This is a genomic window from Isoptericola dokdonensis DS-3 (genome assembly GCF_001636295.1).
GTDB lineage: Bacteria > Actinomycetota > Actinomycetes > Actinomycetales > Cellulomonadaceae > Isoptericola > Isoptericola dokdonensis.
Genome location: NZ_CP014209.1, coordinates 338475 through 356058, shown reverse-complemented (window position 1 = coordinate 356058; position 17584 = coordinate 338475). Strand labels below are relative to the sequence as shown.

General features: G+C 75.3%; 16 protein-coding genes and 1 other RNA gene. 10 read left to right on the top strand and 7 right to left on the bottom strand.

The features are described from left to right. Position 1 precedes the first annotated feature (1 nt). Positions 2 to 286 carry a ribbon-helix-helix domain-containing protein gene (locus I598_RS17325; protein ID WP_232314228.1) on the top strand — a complete coding sequence of 95 codons (285 nt, stop codon included), beginning with the start codon at positions 2 to 4 and terminating at the stop codon, positions 284 to 286. A gap of 100 nt (positions 287 to 386) precedes the next feature. On the opposite strand, the gene rnpB is transcribed toward I598_RS17325, so the two are convergent. After that, positions 387 to 780, bottom strand: an RNA gene (gene rnpB / locus I598_RS01635) — RNase P RNA component class A. Between the two features lie 68 nt (positions 781 to 848). Continuing rightward, positions 849 to 1232: a tautomerase family protein gene (locus tag I598_RS01630; RefSeq protein WP_068200706.1), complete on the bottom strand. Its 384-nt coding sequence runs from the start codon at positions 1230 to 1232 to the stop codon at positions 849 to 851. A 129-nt stretch (positions 1233 to 1361) separates the two neighbouring features. Here I598_RS01630 and I598_RS01625 point away from each other — a divergent pair, with 129 nt between their 5' ends. After that, positions 1362 to 2195, top strand: a complete 834-nt coding sequence (locus I598_RS01625; protein WP_068200703.1) for a YaaA family protein — start codon at positions 1362 to 1364, stop codon at positions 2193 to 2195. Positions 2196 to 2271: 76 nt separating this feature from the next. After that, positions 2272 to 2574 (top strand): hypothetical protein, encoded by a 303-nt coding sequence (locus I598_RS01620; RefSeq protein ID WP_157557132.1) that lies wholly within the window; start codon positions 2272 to 2274, stop codon positions 2572 to 2574. Positions 2575 to 2595: 21 nt separating this feature from the next. Here the strand turns inward: I598_RS01620 and I598_RS01615 are convergent, their stop codons facing one another. Genes I598_RS01615 through I598_RS01600 form a run of 4 tightly spaced genes read right to left on the bottom strand, consistent with a single transcriptional unit; the run spans position 2596 to position 6701 of the window. Next, positions 2596 to 3279, bottom strand: coding sequence for a histidine phosphatase family protein (locus I598_RS01615; protein ID WP_068200699.1), 684 nt, complete (start codon positions 3277 to 3279; stop codon positions 2596 to 2598). After that, positions 3279 to 4019, bottom strand: a complete 741-nt coding sequence (locus tag I598_RS01610; protein WP_068200698.1) for a zinc ribbon domain-containing protein — start codon at positions 4017 to 4019, stop codon at positions 3279 to 3281. The genes I598_RS01615 and I598_RS01610 overlap by 1 nt, the downstream gene beginning before the upstream one ends. A gap of 32 nt (positions 4020 to 4051) precedes the next feature. Then, entirely contained in the window at positions 4052 to 4918 is an 867-nt protein-coding gene (locus tag I598_RS01605) for a Nif3-like dinuclear metal center hexameric protein (RefSeq protein WP_068200696.1), read from the bottom strand. A 31-nt stretch (positions 4919 to 4949) separates the two neighbouring features. Continuing rightward, positions 4950 to 6701 (bottom strand): bifunctional 3'-5' exonuclease/DNA polymerase, encoded by a 1752-nt coding sequence (locus I598_RS01600; RefSeq protein WP_083972758.1) that lies wholly within the window; start codon positions 6699 to 6701, stop codon positions 4950 to 4952. 153 nt (positions 6702 to 6854) lie between these two features. Between I598_RS01600 and I598_RS01595 the strand changes: the two genes are divergently transcribed. From I598_RS01595 to I598_RS01580, 4 genes are all read left to right on the top strand, one after another. Beyond that, positions 6855 to 8657, top strand: a complete 1803-nt coding sequence (locus I598_RS01595; RefSeq protein ID WP_157557130.1) for a glycosyltransferase family 61 protein — start codon at positions 6855 to 6857, stop codon at positions 8655 to 8657. Between the two features lie 276 nt (positions 8658 to 8933). Continuing rightward, entirely contained in the window at positions 8934 to 11363 is a 2430-nt protein-coding gene (locus I598_RS01590; RefSeq protein ID WP_068200692.1) for an Ig-like domain-containing protein, read from the top strand. Between the two features lie 278 nt (positions 11364 to 11641). Next, positions 11642 to 13318: a serine/threonine-protein kinase gene (locus I598_RS01585; protein ID WP_198155727.1), complete on the top strand. Its 1677-nt coding sequence runs from the start codon at positions 11642 to 11644 to the stop codon at positions 13316 to 13318. A 49-nt stretch (positions 13319 to 13367) separates the two neighbouring features. Next, positions 13368 to 13916: a GNAT family N-acetyltransferase gene (locus I598_RS01580; protein WP_068200689.1), complete on the top strand. Its 549-nt coding sequence runs from the start codon at positions 13368 to 13370 to the stop codon at positions 13914 to 13916. 21 nt (positions 13917 to 13937) lie between these two features. Here I598_RS01580 and I598_RS01575 read toward each other — a convergent pair whose 3' ends face one another. After that, positions 13938 to 14207 (bottom strand): DUF7218 family protein, encoded by a 270-nt coding sequence (locus I598_RS01575; RefSeq protein WP_068200687.1) that lies wholly within the window; start codon positions 14205 to 14207, stop codon positions 13938 to 13940. 184 nt (positions 14208 to 14391) lie between these two features. On the opposite strand from I598_RS01575, the gene I598_RS01570 reads away from it, so the two are divergent. From I598_RS01570 to I598_RS01560, 3 genes are read left to right on the top strand one after another with little or no spacing between them, the layout of a single operon-like run. Further along, entirely contained in the window at positions 14392 to 15459 is a 1068-nt protein-coding gene (locus I598_RS01570; RefSeq protein ID WP_068200685.1) for an acyl-CoA dehydrogenase family protein, read from the top strand. Next, a complete protein-coding gene (locus I598_RS01565; RefSeq protein WP_083972757.1) occupies positions 15453 to 16826 on the top strand; it encodes a PIG-L family deacetylase in 1374 nt (457 codons plus the stop codon). The genes I598_RS01570 and I598_RS01565 overlap by 7 nt, the downstream gene beginning before the upstream one ends. Continuing rightward, complete coding sequence (locus I598_RS01560) at positions 16823 to 17548, top strand: glycosyltransferase (protein WP_068200682.1); 726 nt, start codon at positions 16823 to 16825, stop codon at positions 17546 to 17548. Before I598_RS01565 ends, I598_RS01560 begins: the two co-directional genes overlap by 4 nt. Positions 17549 to 17584 lie beyond the last annotated feature (36 nt).

The window sequence follows — 17584 nt, the reverse complement described above, 5'->3', positions numbered from 1 at the left end:
CGTGGACAGCGCCTTCGCACCGCCTGCCGCGCACCGGGACGACGGCGCCACTGCGGCGTGGGGTCACGTGGGCCGCGTTTTCGCCGAGGCCGGGTACGACCTGCCCGCGCTGCGCAAGCGCCGCCGTGGCCGCCCCGCCGCCGGCGACGGCCCTGGCAAGCCCGTCACGGTCCGCTTCGACGAGCAGACCCTGACCGCACTGAGGGAGCGCGCGAAGCAGGAAGGCCTGGCGAACGAGTCGGAGGCGATCCGCGCCGCGGTCCGCGCCTGGGCCCACGTGGCGTGAAGATCCACGAGTCCGTCCGCAGGCACGGAGCCCTTTGCAGAGACTCTTGCGGGCTGGCTCCCCTACCGCCCTGTAAAACTACAGGTCGGTCCGTGTGATGCGGACGAGTCGGTCTGTACGCCGGGTTCTGTCCCCGTGCCCGGTTGCCCCGGCACGGGTGACGGTCATCCATCTAGGCCCTGCGTTGCCGCAGGGCTCCAGCGGTCTACCCGACTGCGCTTCTCCGGAGAGAATCGGGCGGGCCGCCCTCGATCACAGTCTGTCTGACCTTGCTCCAGGTGGGGTTTACCAAGCCACGACCGTCACCGGCCGCGCTGGTGGTCTCTTACACCACCGTTTCACCCTTACCCGCACGCCAGGCGTGCGGGCGGTCTGTTCTCTGTGGCACTGTCCCGCGGGTCACCCCGGGTGGCCGTTAGCCACCACCTCGCCCTGCGGAGCCCGGACGTTCCTCGGCACCGCCGAAGCGATGACGCGACCGTCCGACCGACTCGTCCGCCCGGCAAGGATACCCGCTGGTGAGCCCTGCCCGGTCGGCGGACGCCGGTCGGGCGGCGGCCGTTCACACGTCGACGCGGTACCCGAGAGCCAGCTCGTCACCCGCGAGGCCGCGGATCCCCCAGTTCTCGCGCGGGCTCTCCAGCACCACGAGCTCCAGGTCGTCGCTCGTCAGCCCCAGCGCGGGGGCGACGTCGTCGAACATCGCGCGGACCAGCGCCCGCTTCGCCTCGACGCTGCGGCCGGCGAAGCAGACGATCTCGACCACGAGGTAGGCCTCCGAGCGGGGCGCGACGAGGTCGCCGTCGTCGAGCAGGCAGAAGCGGTGGAACCGCTTGTCGGCGGGGATCTGCCACGCCCCCACGAGCGCGCCGTGCAGCGCGTCGGACACCTCCGTCCGTCGCGGACCCCACACCGACCGGTTGCCGTAGACCTTCACCTGGACCACGTCCGCAACCTACTCCCGGCCTCGTGCCGTGTCCCGGGAGCCCGGCGGCCTGGCGCGGCGCGACCCACGTGAGCGATCGCACGCGGGACCGGCCCCGCCGGAGCACCGCTGCTCACCTAGGGTGGCCGGGTGCTGATCTGCCTACCGCCCTCCGAGGGCAAGACCCCCGCTCCGGACGGCGCGGCGCCGGTGGACCTCACGGCGCTGACGGCGCCGTCGCTGACGCCCCGGCGGGAGAAGGTGCTGAACGCCCTCGCCGAGGTGAGCGCGCGTCCCGACGCGACGGACGTCCTCAAGGTGGGTGCCGGGCTGGCCGACGAGGTCGCCCGCAACACGGCGCTGCGCACCGCCGCGGCGGCGCCCGCCACCGACGTCTACACCGGCGTCCTCTACGCGGCCGCGGGCCTGGGCGACCTGACCGGCACCGCCGCGGCGCGTGCTGCGTCGTCGGTGCTGGTGTTCTCCGGCCTGTGGGGCGTCGTCGCGCCGGGCGACCGCATCCCCGCCTACCGGCTGTCGATGGGCGTCGACCTGCCGGGCATCGGCAAGCTCGGCACGGCCTGGCGCGACGACCTCGCCGCCGTCCTCGACGCGCGGGCCGCGGGCGACGTCGTCGTCGACTGCCGCTCGGCCGCGTACGCCGCCGCGTGGAAGCCGCGCACCACGGGCCCCGACGCCACGGACTGGGTCGCCGTGCGCGTCGTGCGCGAGCACGACGGGAAGCGCACGGTGGTCTCGCACAACGCGAAGCACACCCGCGGCGTCCTCACCGGGCACCTGCTGCGCCGGGCCGGTGCGGCGCCGACGTCCGCCGAGACCCTGCTGGCCGCCGCCCGGGAGCTCGACGGCCAGGTCATCGGCACGGAAGTGGGCACCGGGCTCAGCTACCGCATGGTCGAGGCGACCCTGCACGACGCCACCACCCGCACCGGCCCCCGCACGCTGGAGATCGTCATCGCCTGACCGCACTCCCCCACCGACCTGACGTCGTCGCCCTCGCCCGCCGCACGGAGCCGGGATGTCGTGGGACGATGCGGCCGTGGACCAGGTCTTCGTGTTCGAGGTGGAGGACTCGCGCGCCTCGGGCTGGAGTGCCGAGATCGCGGTGCGCGCCCGGCGGCCTGCCGAGGCGTTCCGGATCCTCCGGGACGCAGGGCTCCGCAAGTCCCAGTTCACCCGTGGCATCCGGCCGACCTGGTCGATGTCGCCCGACGAGCTCGGCGACCTGCTCTCGGCGCGGAGGATGGCCCGGCGACTGCTCGACGACGAAGGATGGACTCCGTGGTCGGCCGTCGAGGACGGCCTCGCGCTCAACTGGCGAGACGCCCCGCGGCGACGCTGACTCGCCGCCCTGCCGAGCGGGTCAGGCGTCGGTCGGGAACCCGACGACGCTGACCTCACGCTCGCCGTCCGGCCACAGCCGCAGGATCGACAGGGAGCACGGCGGGATGCGCAGGCGGCCCCAGGACGTCGGCGGTGCACCGAGGGTCCCGCCGACGAGGGCGCGGATGACGGCGGCGTGGGCCACGACCACGCTGGTGCCGGTGGGGCGCGCGGCGGCGACGTCGTCGAGGGCGGGCCGCACCCGCTCGCCGAGGGTGGCGTAGGACTCGCCGCCGGGCGGCGCGAAGGTGCCCTCGCGCACCCAGCGGGACAGGTCTCCGGGCCACCGCTCCGCCACCTCGACGGGCGTCAGGCCCTCCCACGCGCCGAACCGCACCTCGGCGAGGCGGTCGTCGGTGCGCACGTGTGCGCCGATCCGGCGGCCGATCGCGGCGCCTGTCTCCTGCGCGCGGGTCATGGGTGAGGACACGACGGCGTCGGCGCGCGGCAGGTCCGTCCAGCGGTCCTTGCCGACGCGGAACACGGCGTCGGCGGCCTGCGCGGCCTGCCGACGGCCGAGCGTGGTGAGCGGCGGCCCGACGACGTCCCCGCCGGACAGCGCGCCCGCCTCGGTCAACGGGGTCACGCCGTGCCGCACGAGGACGACGGTCGCGGGGACCGCGCCGTCGTAGCGGGCCAGCGCCCCCGACGCGGGGGCGGGCATCAGGCGTCGTCGGCGCCGCGGACGAGGATGCGCCCGCACTCCTCGCAGCGCACGACCTGCTCCGGGCCGGCGTTCTTCGCGGCGGCGAGGTCGCCCGGGTTGAGCTCGAGACGGCAGCCCTCGCAGCGGTTGCCGCGCAGCGCGGCGGCGCCGAGCCCACCGAGCTGGTTGCGGAGCTTGTCGTAGAGGGCCACGAGCGCGGTGTCGAGGCCGGCGACGGCCTCGGCGCGCTCGGTCTGCACCTGGCGGCCCGCAGCGTTGACCTCCGCGAACGCGGCGTCCCGCTCGGCGGTGGCGGCGTCCTTGGCGGCGACGAGCTCGGCGTGCGCGGACTCGACCTCCGCGAGGGACTTCTGGTGGGCCTCGAGCCGCTCCATGACCTCGATCTCGGCGTCCTCCAGCACGCCCTGGCGCCGTGCCAGCGACTCGAGCTCGCTGACGACCGCCTGCGCGTCCTTCGCCGACAGCGACCCGCCGTCGAGGCGCTGCTGGTCGCGGGTCGCCCGTGCCCGCACCTGCTCGACGTCGGCCTCCGCCTTCCTCACCTCGCGCTCGAGGTCCGCCACCGCGGTGCGGGAGTCCACGAGCGACCCGTGCAGGTCGGCCAGGCGCGACTCCAGCTCGGCGATCGTGGCGAGCGTCGGGTGGGTGCGCTTCTGGTGCGCGAGCTGCTGCAGCCGCGTGTCGAGCGCCTGCACGTCGAGGAGTCGGCGCTGGTCCTCAGCGGGGGCGGTGGCCATGGTGGGTCCTCTCGACGTGCGGGCGGGTGGGCTCAGCGGTCACCGGCGCCGATCCGGGCTGTCCACGGGTCGGTCACCAGGGTGCTCACCCTGGTGGTCACCGTACCGCCTGGCAGCCTGCTCGTGAGATCCGCGGCCGCGTACGCGAGCCACGGCCACTCCGAGGCGAAGTGGGCCACGTCCACGAGGAACGGCGTCGCCGCCGTGGCCTCCTCCGGGTCGCCCGCCTCGAACCCGGCGCGCTCGCGCAGCTCGGACGCCGGGTGGTGCCGCAGGTCGGCGGTGACGTACACGTCGACTTCGGCGGCGCGCACCGCGTCGAACAGCGAGTCCCCGGAGCCACCCACGACCGCCGCCGTCGCCACCGGCGCGTCGAGGTCACCGGCGACGCGCACCCCCTGCGCCGTGGCGGGGAGCACACCGGCGACGTGACGGGCGAACGCCCCCAGCGTGGTCGGCGCCTCCAGCCGGCCCACGCGCCCGATGCCCCGCTCGACGTCGTCGGCGCGTGCCACGAGCGGCGCGCGGTCCACCAGGCCCACGAGGTCCGCGAGCGCGTCCGCGACCCCGCGGGGTGCGGAGTCCGCGTTGGTGTGCGCGACGTACAGCCCGCAGCCCGCGGTGAGCAGCCGGTGCACCACCGACCCCTTGAAGGTGGTCGCGGCCACCGAGTGCACGCCCTTGAGGAACAGCGGGTGGTGCGTGACGACGAGGTCGGCGCCCCAGTCGAGCGCCTCGTCCACCACGGCCGCGACCGGGTCGACGGCGAGCAGCACCTTGCGCACCTCGCGACGCGGGTCGCCCGCGACCAGCCCGACGGCGTCCCAGCCCTCGGCGGTCGACGGCGGGTACAGGTCCTCCAGGACGGCGACGACGTCGGCCAGGGTGGGGGTGCTCATGCGCCCGACCCTACCCACCGGGGCGATGACGTCACTTGGCGTCGGCGTACGAGTCGACCGTGGCGACCGTCAGCGGGAACACGACCGGGAAGTCGCCGAACAGCAGGCGCCCCGCCTCGTCGGCGGCCTCCCGCACGACCCGGGCGACGTCGTCGGCGAGGTGCGCCGGGGCGTGCACCACGACCTCGTCGTGGAGGAAGAACGCCAGGTGCGGGCGGTCGGCGAAGGGCGCCGGGCCGAGCCCCGTCGTCGGGCTCGTGCCGAGCTCCCACAACCGTCGGCGGATCGACGCGAGCCAGCACAGCGCCCACTCCGCGGCGGTGCCCTGCACGACGAAGTTCCGCGTGAACCGGCCCCAGGACCGGGCGGACGACCGGGCGGCCGTCGCGGCGTCCTGTTCCGCACCGTCGTCCAGCGCGCCCGACTGCGCGGCCTCCCACGCCCGGCCGGGCGGCGGCGAGCTGCGGCCGAGCCACGTCGTGACGACGCCGCCGCGCTCCCCCGTGAGCGCGGCGTCCTCCACGAGGCCCATCGCCCGCGGGAACGCGCGGGTCAGGCGCGGCAGCACCACGCCGCTGACGCCCGTCGTCCCGCCGTACATCGCACCGAGCATGCCGACCTTCGCGTGCTCGCGGCTCTCCACGGCGCCGCTGGCGACGATGCCGGCGTAGAGGTCGCCGTCCTGCCCGGCGGCGGCCATCGCCTCGTCGCGCGCCATCGCGGTGAGGACCCGCGGTTCGAGCTGGGCGGCGTCGGCGACGACGAGCACCCACCCCGGGTCGGCCTGCGCGGCGCGCCGCACCGCCTTGGGGAGCTGGAGCGCCCCGCCGCCGGTCGACGACCAGCGCCCGGTGACGACGCCGCCCACCACGTAGTCGGTGCGGAACCGGCCGTTCGAGACCCAGCGGTCGAGCCAGTGCCAGCCGTTCGCCGTCCAGAGCCGGTACAGGTTCTTGTACTCCAGCAGCGGCGCGACGACGGGATGGTCGAGCCGTTCGAGCTCCCCCTTGCGCAGGCTGCGGGCGCCGACCCCGGCGTACTCCATGGCGCGCAGCAGGTCGGGGTGGGAGTCCGGGTTGAGGGTGGGCGGCGCGTCGAGCGCCGCCCGGACCTGCCCGACGAGCTCCTCGAGCCGGGCGGGGCGGGCCCCCTCGGGCGGCCGCGGTCCGAGGATGCCGGTGAGGATCTGGTCATGGAGGTCCGCTCGCCACGGCAGCCCGGCGTGCCGCATCTCGGCCGCGACCAGGGCGCCCGCGGACTCGGCGGCCAGCAGCAGGCGCAGACGCCCCGGCGCGGCGGCACCCTCGACGGCCGTCTGCTGGGCGGCGAGCTCCGCCACCGGGTCGGGCAGCCCCGCCGCAGCTGGCACCGGGACGGCGCCGGGCACCGGGTCGTCGTCGAAGAGCGACTCGGCCTGCGGACGGCGCAGCGTCCCCAGCGGCACGCCCGGGTCGACCGGGACGGGCGCGGCGTCCCATGGCCCGGGCGGGGCGGTCGCGAGCGCCGAGCCGGCGCTGAGCGTGGAGGCGCGCAGGATGCGGTGCGCCAGGCGCAGGTCGTGCGCCCGCCGCACCCGGACGCCGGCGACCAGGAGCCCGGGGTACCAGGTGTTCGTGTCGTCCCAGGTCCAGCGGGGGTGCTCGGCGGCCTCCACGCCGGCGACGGCGGCGGGGAGGTCCGGCCCGAGGGAGACGGAACGGGCCGGGGCGACGCCGGTCAGGGCCGCGGCGGGCCGCGTCAGCTCGGGTTCACCGCCGGGGCCGGGAGACAGGACGGCGTGCACCCGCCCATCATCGCCGCCGGGTCCGACATGCGGGCATCGCCTGCGCGTCCCGGCAGGAGGGACCCGGTGGCCCTATGGTCGTCCGCAGGGCCGCCGCCGGGTCACCAGGACGGCGACGCGGCGTCGGGGTGCCACCGGACGGAGGGATCGCGAGTGCAGGACGAGCAGGACACGCAGGAGGGCGCCGGGCTGCCGGAGGCCCAGGAGACCGACGCCGCGGGCACGACCGCGAGCGCGCCCGACGCCGGGGACACCCCGAGCGTCATCCGCGCGACCGCCGACCCCGAGGGGGTCCCCGCGACGGAGCGACCGGCGGGCGTGCGGCGTGTCGTGGTGCTGGCCGACGCCGTGCCGCCCGCCATGCTGCGGGCGCTGCTGGAGCCGTACCGAGGGTCGGAGCTGTTCGTCGTCGCGCCCGAACCGCACGCCGAGTGGGGGCTCGACGGTCTGCACGAACGGTTCCTGCCCTTCGGCAAGGAGTCGAACGCCCAGTGGTACCTCAAGCTCTGGGGGCCGGTGGACGTGATCGTCAACGCGCGGTCGGCGCCCGCGTCGCGACACGACGCGATGCTCGCGGACCTGTTCTTCCACCTGCACCCGGGTGGCACGTACGTCGTGCCGCGCTGGGCGTTGACGGCGTACCGACCGGGGAACCCCCTGGAGGTCAGGCTGCGTCGGCTGGCCGCCGCCCTCGTCCGGGGAGTGCCGGACGACGCGTCGAAGCGGGACCGGGAGCTCGCCGAGGCGGTGAGCGCCGTCGACGTGACGCGTGACGAGATCCGCCTGGTCAAGCGCGGCCGGCACTACCTCAAGCTGTCCGACCGGTGGGCGGACCGCATGCTCGGCACCCGCGACCGGGACCTCGTGGTCCGCCGGCTGCGCACCCTGCCCGCCCAGACATTCGCCTCGGGCACCCGGCTGGTGTCGCACGGCGCGTCGCGGGAGCTGGCCGGGCTCGCCACGACGGTCGAGGTGCCGCCGCTGCACCTGCGCAGCTACCGGGGGCAGGTCGGGCTGGTCAGCAACAGCCTGGCGTTCACGCGCCACGAGATCCTGCCGGACTCGTTCCGGCACCACCTCGCGGCCGATCTCGTCAACCCGCGCGTGGTGGACGTCAACAAGGACTTCGCGCGGATCCCGCAGCACGTGATGCCCACGGAGGAGCTGCCCGGGTCGTACTACCTGCTCGACGCGGAGAACTCCGGCCACTTCGGCCATCTCATGACGGAGGTGATCTCGAGGTTGTGGGGGTGGGACGCCGCGAAGGCCGACGACCCCGACCTCCGGGCGATCTTCCGCATCCGCCACGCGAACGAGCGCGACCCCCGCCTGGAGCGCATGCTCCTCACGGCGTTCGGGATCGCCGAGCACGACATCACCTGGATCGACCATCCGGTGTACGTCGAGTCCCTGTACGCGGCGACGCCGATGTTCCACAACTCCCGTCCCCACTACGTGCACCCGCAGATCCGCGAGACGTGGCGGCGGATCCGCGCGGGACTGCCCGCCGACCCGGGTCCCACCTGGGACAAGGTCTTCGTCTCCCGGCCGGACACGTTCGGGAACCGCCGGTGCCTCAACCGGCCGGAGGTCGAGCGGCACTTCGCCGACGCCGGCTTCCACGTGATCTATCCCGAGCAGCACTCGCTGAGCCGGCAGGCGGAGATCTTCTCGGCGGCGCGGGTGGTGGCCGGCTTCGCGGGGTCGGCGCTGTTCAACACGTTGTTCGCCGAACGCCTGGAGCACCTGGTCGTGCTGGGCCAGGAGGCCTACACGGCGCGGAACGAGGTGCTCATCTCGCTGCCCCTGGACGTGCAGGTCGACTACTTCTGGAACGAGCCCGAGATCGCGCACCCGCCGGGCGGCTGGTCGCGGGAGGCGTACAAGTCCGACTGGACCTTCGACCTGCGCCGGCATCGCAAGGACCTCGCCCGACTGCTGCGCGAGGTCCGCTGACCGGAGGCGGTGCGGGTGAAATCGTCCGCTATGTCACGACACGGTCACAAGGTCGGACCCGCGGGATTCCGCGGGTCCCGGACAACGCTGTCCACTGTGTGCCGCGGGAGGTCACGCGGGGGTCTCTTTTCATCCTTGAGGGCGCCGGGGACGGCTGGATAGCGTCAGCGCGCCGCGGTACCCCCGTGGCGCGAGATCGATGAATTCTCATCGGTCGCCGTCCGGCGTCCCTGAGCCGAGGGGCGCGCCAGCACCAGTCACGGAGACAACTCCCGCATGACTCCCCCGTCAGCACGCGCACCGCTCGCCTCCCTCCTCTCCACCGCCCTCGTCGCGCTGGGCATGGTCGTCGCCGCGCCGGCGGTGGCCGACACCCCCGCCGCCGACACCACCGGCCCCACGGTCACCGTCAAGCCCGGGTCGGACGGCGCCGACGGCCGCTACCGCTCGCTGAGCGTCAAGCTGCACGACGGCGCCAAGGTCGACAAGGTCGAGATCAACGGCGTCGCCAAGGACCTCACGAACAGCACCTACTCCGACGTCAACGGCATCAAGCCCGGCACCTTCGGCGCGGTCGAGGGCGCGAACACGCTCGTCGCGTTCGACGCCCTCGGCAACACCAGCACGCTGTCGTTCACCCTCGACACCACCGGCCCGACGATCACGGTCAAGCCCGGGTCGGACGGCGCCGACGGCCGCTACCGCTCGGCGAGCGTCAAGCTGCACGACGGCGCCAAGGTCGACAGGGTCGAGATCAACGGCGTCGCCAAGGACCTCACGAACAACGAGTGGTCCGACGTCAACGGCATCGAGCCCGGCACCTTCGGCGCGGTCGAGGGCGCGAACACGCTCGTCGCGTTCGACGCCCTCGGGAACTCGGCCACGCTGGAGCTGGTGCTCGACACCACCGGTCCCGAGGTCACGGTCAAGCCCGGGTCGCAGGGCGCCGACGGCCGCTACCGCTCGGTGAGCTTCAAGCTGCACGACGGTTCGAAGGTCGACGGCCTCACCCTCAACGGCGTCGAGAAGGACCTCACGAACAACGTCTGGTCCGACCTCAACGGCGTCGAGCCCGGCACCTTCGGCGCCGTCGAGGGCGACAACGTCCTCGTCGTGCGCGACGCCCTGGGCAACACCACCACGCTGGAGTTCGTCCTCGACACGAACGGTCCGAAGATCACGGTCAAGCCGGAGTCGCAGGGCGGCGACGGCCGCTACCGATCGCTGAGCGTCAAGCTGCAGGACTCGTCCAAGGTCGACAAGGTCGAGATCAACGGCGTCGTCAAGGACCTCACGAACAACGTCTGGTCCGACGTCAACGGGATCGCGCCGGGCGTCTTCGGTGCCGTCGAGGGCGACAACACGCTGGTCGCGTTCGACGCCCTCGGCAACACCACCGGGATGGAGTTCGTCGTGGACACCACCGGCCCCGAGGTGTCCACCAAGGACGACACCATGGGCGGCGACGGCCACTACCGCTCGGTGAGCTTCAAGCTGCACGACCCCTCGAAGGTCGACGGCCTCACCCTCAACGGCGTCGAGAAGGACCTCACGAACGACGTCTGGTCCGACCTCAACGGCGTCAAGCCCGGCACCTTCGGCGCCGTCGAGGGCGACAACGTCCTCGTCGTGCGCGACGCCCTGGGCAACACCACGACCGTCGAGTTCGTGCTCGACAACGCCCGCCCCGTCGTCGAGATCACGGCGCCCACCGCCGGTTCGTCCACCTCGGCCGCGGAGGTCGGCGACGTCGTCCTCACCGCGACCGACGGCACCGCGCTGCGTCGCGTCGCCGCCAACCTGTACAAGGACGGCGCGTTCTACGGCCCCATCGGCTCGACGTCGGCGACCACCGCGCTCGGCGAGTCCTCCTGGACCGGCTCGTGGAGCATCCCGGCGGACCTCCCGGCGGGCACCTACACCGTCCGTGCCGGCGCGTTCGACCTCGCCGGCAACTGGGGCGGCGCGAACGTCGACATCGTGGTCACCGAGCCGGCGACGACCGAGCCGGGCGACGGCACGGACGGCGGGGAGGACACCGACGGCGGCGACACGGACGGCGGCGACGACGTCCAGCCCTCGCTCGACGGTTCGACCGTCGGCACGACCAGCGTCGACGGCGTCCCGTGGATCACGTTCGACGTGCGCCTGACCGACCCCGCGGGCACCTCCACCGGCAACACGGCGCGCCTCGTGATGTCCGACGGCACGCACACCCACGAGATCGAGCTGGGCGAGCTCGTCGACGGCCACCTCGCGGGCAGCGTGCTCTGGCCGGGCGCCGAGGTCGCCGAGGACGGCACCCCGACGGCGTTCCCCGGCTGGGCGTACACCGACGGCACCTGGACGCGCACCGACGGCGGTCTCGCGTGGACCCTCGGCGACATCACCGCGACGCTCGTGGTCAACCCCGAGCTCGCGGTCGAGATCTCCTACCCCGCCGGCGCCGGGCCGCAGGTGACCGACGGCGTCGAGACCCTCGACCCGGTCACGACCGACGAGGGCACCGCCACCGACGACGACACCCGGTCCCAGGTCGTCGCCGCCGTGACGTCGGACACGCCTGCCGCGGACGCGGACGCGGCGCCGTCCACGGTCGCCGAGCTCGCCACCACCGGCTCCTCGACGACGTGGCTCGCCCTGGGCGCCGTGCTGCTCGTCGCCGCCGGCGCGAGCGTCCTGGTCCTGCGCCGTCGTCGCGCCTGACCAGCCCGCAGCACCCGCGGCACCCGCCCGTCGGCCCCGGCCCCGCACCCGCGGGGCCGGGGCCGGCCCGCGTCCGAGGGACACGAGGGCGGTCGCGAGCGACGAGGTGGACGGGTCGTCGTCACGTCCGGTGAGGGCTCTGTGCATGCCGCCCGGACCGGGCTGCGGCTCGTGCCCGCACCACCTATCCTGTCATCACCCATGACTGAAATGACCGAGTTCGCCGCGCCCCCGACACCGTCCGGAGCCACTCCGCCCGACGCGGGGGGTCGGCGGTGGTGAGCGACCTCACGCCGGCCGGAGCCGAGGAGCCGGGCGGGCACGTGGTGCTCGGCGGCACGTACGTGCTCGGCGAGATCGTCGGCACCGGTGGCACCTACACCGTCTACGAGACCACGCGTCTCCAGCGCCCGGGGACGGACGAGGCCCCGGAGGCCACCGACGAGCCCCCGGTGGTCGAGCCTCCCCTGCTGGTGAAGGTCCTCCACCCGCACCTGATCGACGACGACCACGCGCGCGCGTCCCTGGCACGGGAGGTCGCCGCGTCCGAGCAGCTGGACCACCCGGGGGTGTCGAAGGTCCTCGACTCGGGAGAGGACGAGGTCGCGGGCGCCACCGTCCCGTGGATCGTCACGCGGCGGCTGCCCGGCACGCTGCTGTCCGAGGTCGCCGCCGGTGACGGGCTGCCGTGGCCGGATGCGCTCGCCGTGGTGGCCGGCCTCCTGGAGGCGCTGACCGCGGTGCACGCCGCCGGGCTGGTGCACCGCGACGTCGGGCCGCGCAACGTCGTCGTGGACCGCCGCGACGACGGCACGTGGTCGGTCGGGCTGCTCGACCTCGGGCTGACCGCACCGGCCGGTGGCGACGGCGACGGCGAGCAGGTGAACGGCTCGGCGGCGTACATGTCGCCCGAGCAGGCACAGGGCAGGCCGCTGGACGCGCGCAGCGACCTCTACTCGGTCGGCGCACTGGCCTACTTCGCCTTGACCGGCCACGCGCCGTACGTGCGCCCGACGCCGGCCGACGTCCTGCGGGCGCACGTCGAGGCGCCCGTCCCGGCACCGTCCGCGCGTCGCGCCGCGGTCCCGGTCGCCGTGGACCGGTTCGTGGCCCGGGCGATGGCGAAGAACCCGGTCCGGCGTTTCGCCTCGGCCGACGCGATGGGGTCCTCTCTGGCCGGGCTGCTCGGGGCGAGCTGGCTCCCGGCCGCCGTGCAGACGGCCGGAGACGCCACCCAGGCCCTGGACCAGGTCGACGACCCCGACCGGACCGCCGTCGTCGGTGTCGGCGCGGCGGCCGCCGCCGCGACCGCAGCACTGGTGGACGACCAGGCCGAGATGGGACGGACACGACAGCTCGGCCCCGTCGTCGCGGACCTCCCCGACGAGGCCGGGGCGGACCCGGGCGAGGACCCGGGGGCGCCCGAGGACGAGGACCGGCGCGGCTTCTTCGCCCGGCCGTGGGGCATCGCCCTGCTCGTGGTCCTCGGGCTGCTGGTCGTCGGCGGGCTCGCCTTCGCGCTCTGGCCGCGCGACGACGCCACCGAGGCGCCCGCCCCCGCGGTCTCGTCCAGCCCGTCCCCGTCACCGAGCCGGTCGTCGTCACCGACCCCGACCTCGGCCCCGGTCCAGCCCGACGAGCCGGAGTCCCGGCCCACGCCGACCCCGACCCCGTCCCGCACACCGTCGGCCAGCCCCACGCCGAGCGCGACGCCCACGCCGTCGCAGGAGCCCTCGTCCGCACCGGAACCCACCGCGACGCAGACCGAGGACCCGGACCCGACACCCGAGCCGGAACCCACCGAGACCGAGACCACCGAACCCGAACCGGAGCCGGAACCCACCGAGACCGAGACGACCGAGCCGGAACCGGAGCCCACCGAGGCCGCGCCGAGCGATCCTGCGCCGGCCCCGTCGGGCGACGCTGCCGTCGGGGACCCGAGCCCCGCGCCCTGAGCCCTGCCGTCCGTCCGCACTGCTCCAGGTCGACCGACGAGGAGGACCGATGTTCTCGCGACCGCTGTCCCACGGCGCGCGCCTGGCCCCGCTCGAGGTGTGGCACGCCGACGAGCTCGCCGACCACATGGACCGGGCCCGCGAGCACATCCGACCATGGGTGGGTCCGACGTTCGTCACCGACGACGTCGACGGGGCGCGTGCCACGCTCACGCGGTACGCGGACCGCCGCGCACGCGACGCCGGGGGCCTGTTCGGCATCTGGCGCGACGACGTCCTGGTGGGCGGTGTCCTGTTCACGACGTTCGACGCCGCCGCCGGCACCTGCGAGGTCGGCTGCTGGACGGAGCCTGCCGCGCAGGGCCATGGCCTCGTCACGCGAGCGTGCACCGTCCTGCTCGACTGGGCCCTCGTCACCCGTGGGCTGCACCGGGCCGAGTGGCAGTGCCGCGCCGACAACGAGCGCAGCGCCGCCGTCGCACGTCGGCTCGGGATGACGCTCGAGGGCGTCCGCCGCGAGGCGTGGTCCTTCCAGGGCGACCGCTACGACCAGCAGCTGTGGGCGGTCCTCGCGCACGAGTGGCGCCCAGGTCCCTGAACCCGGTGCGCGGCGCCGGCGTCAGTGCGAGCGCAGGGCGTCGATCAGCCCCGCCTTGCGCATGCCGGACCGGCCCTCGATGCCGAGCTCGGCGGCACGCCTGCGCAGGTCGGCGACCGTCCAGTCGTCGTAGGACCCGGACTTCCCGCCCTGGGACCCGACGGCGTCACGCCCGCGGGCGGCGGCCGCGTTGGCGATCCGCGCGGACTTCTCCTTGCTGTTGCCCTCGTCGCGGAGCTTCTCGTACAGCTCGTCGTCCTTGACGCTGGGGCCGGGGTCTCGTCGCGGCATGTCTGTGCTCCTCTCCGTGGTGGCGGTCGCCCGCCGGGGTCGTGCTCCATCATCGGCACGGAGCGCGACGGCATGCATCCGGGCGGGGCCCGGGGCCCGCTCACTTGCGCGGGCCGGGGGCGACCGAGCATCCTGGTGCCCGGTCCAGAGGTGGGCCCTTCCTGCACCCGCGGAGGTCTCTGCCTTGAGCGACCCCGGGCCGGCGACGCCGGCTCCCGCCCTGCTCCGCCCGGACGACCCCGTCCGCGTCGACGCCGCCCGCCTCGCCGACGCGGTGTCCCGCCCCGACGACGTGGACGCCGTCCTGGCGTGGACGGTGGACGCGTCGGCAGAGCTCCCCCAGCCCGGGACGGGTTCGACGACCGCCCTGTGGTCGGCGCTCGCGTCGGTCGCGGCGGCCGACGTCGGGGTGGCGCGCATCCTGGAACCGCACCTGGACGCCCTCGCCGTGCTCGCCCAGGCGCCGGGTCCGGTCGATCTCGGCCCCGTGCGGGCGGGGTCGGGGAGCACCTGGGGCGTCTATGCCGCCGAGGGGCCAGGTGCCCGGCTCGAGGCCCGCGAGCACGACGGCGGCTGGGTCCTGTCCGGCACGAAGCCGTGGTGCTCGCTGGCGGGCTCGCTCTCCCACGCGCTGGTCACCGCCTGGGTCGGTGACCGCGAGCGCCGACTCTTCGCCGTGCACCTGCGCGGTGACGGTGTCCGCCCCGCCACCGGGCCCTGGGTGTCGCGCGGCCTGGCCCAGGTGGTCAGCGCACCGGTGACGTTCGAGGCCGCCCGGGCCGTGCCGGTCGGACCCGCCGGGTGGTACCTGCACCGGCCGGGCTTCGCCTGGGGCGGCATCGGGGTCGCGGCCTGCTGGTGGGGCGGGGCCGTCGGGCTGGCGCGCACGCTGTGGGAAGCGCTCGGCCGACGGGAGCCGGACCCGCTGGCGCTGGCCCACCTCGGCGCGGTCGACGTCGCCCTCACCGCCGCGCGGACGTCTCTCGCCGCGGCGGCCGACGCGGTCGACGCGGGGATCGACGGCGCGCCGTCCGCCGTGCTGGCCCGCCGGGTGCGGACCGTCGTCGCGGACGCCGTCGAGGAGGTGCAGCGGCGGTGCGCGCACGCCCTCGGCCCGGGCCCGTTGACGGCGGACGAGCCGTTCGCGCGCCGGGTCGCCGACCTCGGCGTGTACGTGCGCCAGCACCACGCGGAGCGGGACGCGGCCGCCCTGGGCCGCGACCTCCGCGCCGCCGGGGAGCTGCCGTGGTGACGTTCGACCACCGCGAGCCGGGAACGCCGGAGGACGCCTGGGTCGCCGCCGGCATCCTGGACCGGCCCGCACCGCTGGACGTCGACGACGTCGACGCGCTGTTCGTCGTGGCGGCGCACCCCGACGACGAGTCCCTCGGCGCGGGCGGCCTCGTCCACCGGCTCGCCGCGCGCGGCGTGCCGGTCACCGTGCTGGTCGCGACTGACGGCGAGGCGTCCCACCCGGGACGCGATGCGGACCAGCTGCGCGCCGAGCGGCGCCGTGAGGTCGCCGAGGCCGTCGCCGTGCTCGCTCCCCACCTGCGGCTCGTCCTGCTCGGGCTGCCGGACGGCGGGCTGCGTGAGCACCGCGAGGACCTCGCCGGTCCGCTCGACGAGCTGCTCGTCGTGACCGGCGGGCCACGGGTGGTCGTCTGTGCGCCGTGGCGCGGGGACGGGCACCGCGACCACCGGGTCGCGGGCGAGGTCGCGGCGCAGGTGGCCCGTCGGCACGGGGCGAGGCTCCTGGAGTACCCGATCTGGTGGTGGCACTGGGGCGACCCGGACGCCCCGGACGTGCCGTGGGCGGACCTGCGCGGGCTGCCCCTGACCGCCGCGGAGTCCGCCGCCAAGTCGGCCGCCGTGCGCACCCACGCGAGCCAGGTGCTCCCCGACGTCGAGGACGTCGCCGTCGTGGGCCCCGAGATGCTCCGACGGGCGGACCGTCCGGTCGAGGTCTTCGTCGAGGCGGCCGACGGGCCGGGCGCGGGCCCGGCGCCGAGCGGGGCCCGCACGTCGCTCGGGCGGGACTACTTCGACCGCTTCTACGCCGGCCGCGACGACCCGTGGGGCTTCGAGTCCCGCTGGTACGAGGAGCGCAAGCGTGCCGTGCTGCTCGCGAGCCTGCCCCGCGAGCGCTTCCGGCACGCGCTGGAGCTGGGCTGCTCCACCGGGGTGCTCACCCGGGAGCTCACCGCCCGCTGCGACCGGGTCACCGGCGTCGACATCGCGGACGCGCCCCTCGCGGCGGCCCGGGACCGGCTCGGCGACGGCGTCGAGCTCCTGCGCCTCGACACCCCCGACCAGTGGCCGGACGGCACCTTCGACCTCGTCGTGCTGTCGGAGGTCCTGTACTACTACGGTCCCGAGGACCTCGACCGGACGCTGTCGCGCGTGCTCGGGTCCCTGGCCCCCGACGGCGTCGTGGTCGCGTGCCACTGGCGCCACGAGGTCCCGGCGTACCCGTCGGGCGGCGACCGGGTGCACGACGTCCTGCGGTCCCACCCCGACCTGGCGGTCCAGGTGCGGCACGCCGAGGAGGACTTCCTCCTGGAGGTCCTGGCCCGGCGTCCCGCCGTCTCCGTCGCCACGGCGGAAGGCCTGCGGTGACCGGCGCCCGGCTGCGGTCCGTGCTGGTCGTGGTGCCCGTGCGCGACGAGGAGGACCTGCTGCCGGGCTGCCTGGGGGCGCTGCACCGCGCCGTGGGTCACCTGCGCGGACTGCGCGGCGACCTGGCTGTCGAGGTCGTCGTGGTGCTCGACGGCTGCACGGACGCCAGCGCGTCGATCGCCCGCGCCGCGGGCTTCCGCACGGTCGTCACCGGGGGCGTGGGTGTCGGCGCCGCGCGCCGGGCCGGCGCCGACGTGGCACCGCGGGGCGTGCCGGCCGCGCGGACGTGGCTCTCCTGCACCGACGCGGACTCCACGGTCCCCGTGGGCTGGCTGACGCGCCAGGTGACGTTGGCGGAGGCCGGCGCCGACGTGGTCGTGGGCACGGTGCGCCCCCGGCTGGACGACCTGTCGCCCGATCGCGCCACGGCCTGGCGCGCCTCCCACGCCCCGGGGGTCGCGAACGGGCACGTGCACGGCGCCAACCTCGGCATCCGGCTGTCCTTCTATCTCGCCGCCGGCGGGTTCGCCGCCCTGCCGGAGCACGAGGACGTCGCGCTGGTCGAGGCCGCCCGCGGCGTCGGCGCGCACGTCGTGGCCGACGCCGCGGGCGAGGTGCTCACCTCGGCGCGGCTGGTCGGGCGCACCCCCGGCGGCTACGCCCGGCACCTGCGCGACGACCTGGCGCCACGGGAGCAGGCGCGGCGGGGCCTGGCCGGCTGAGCGCGGGCCGGACCCCGCCGTCGGCGGCAGGTCGAG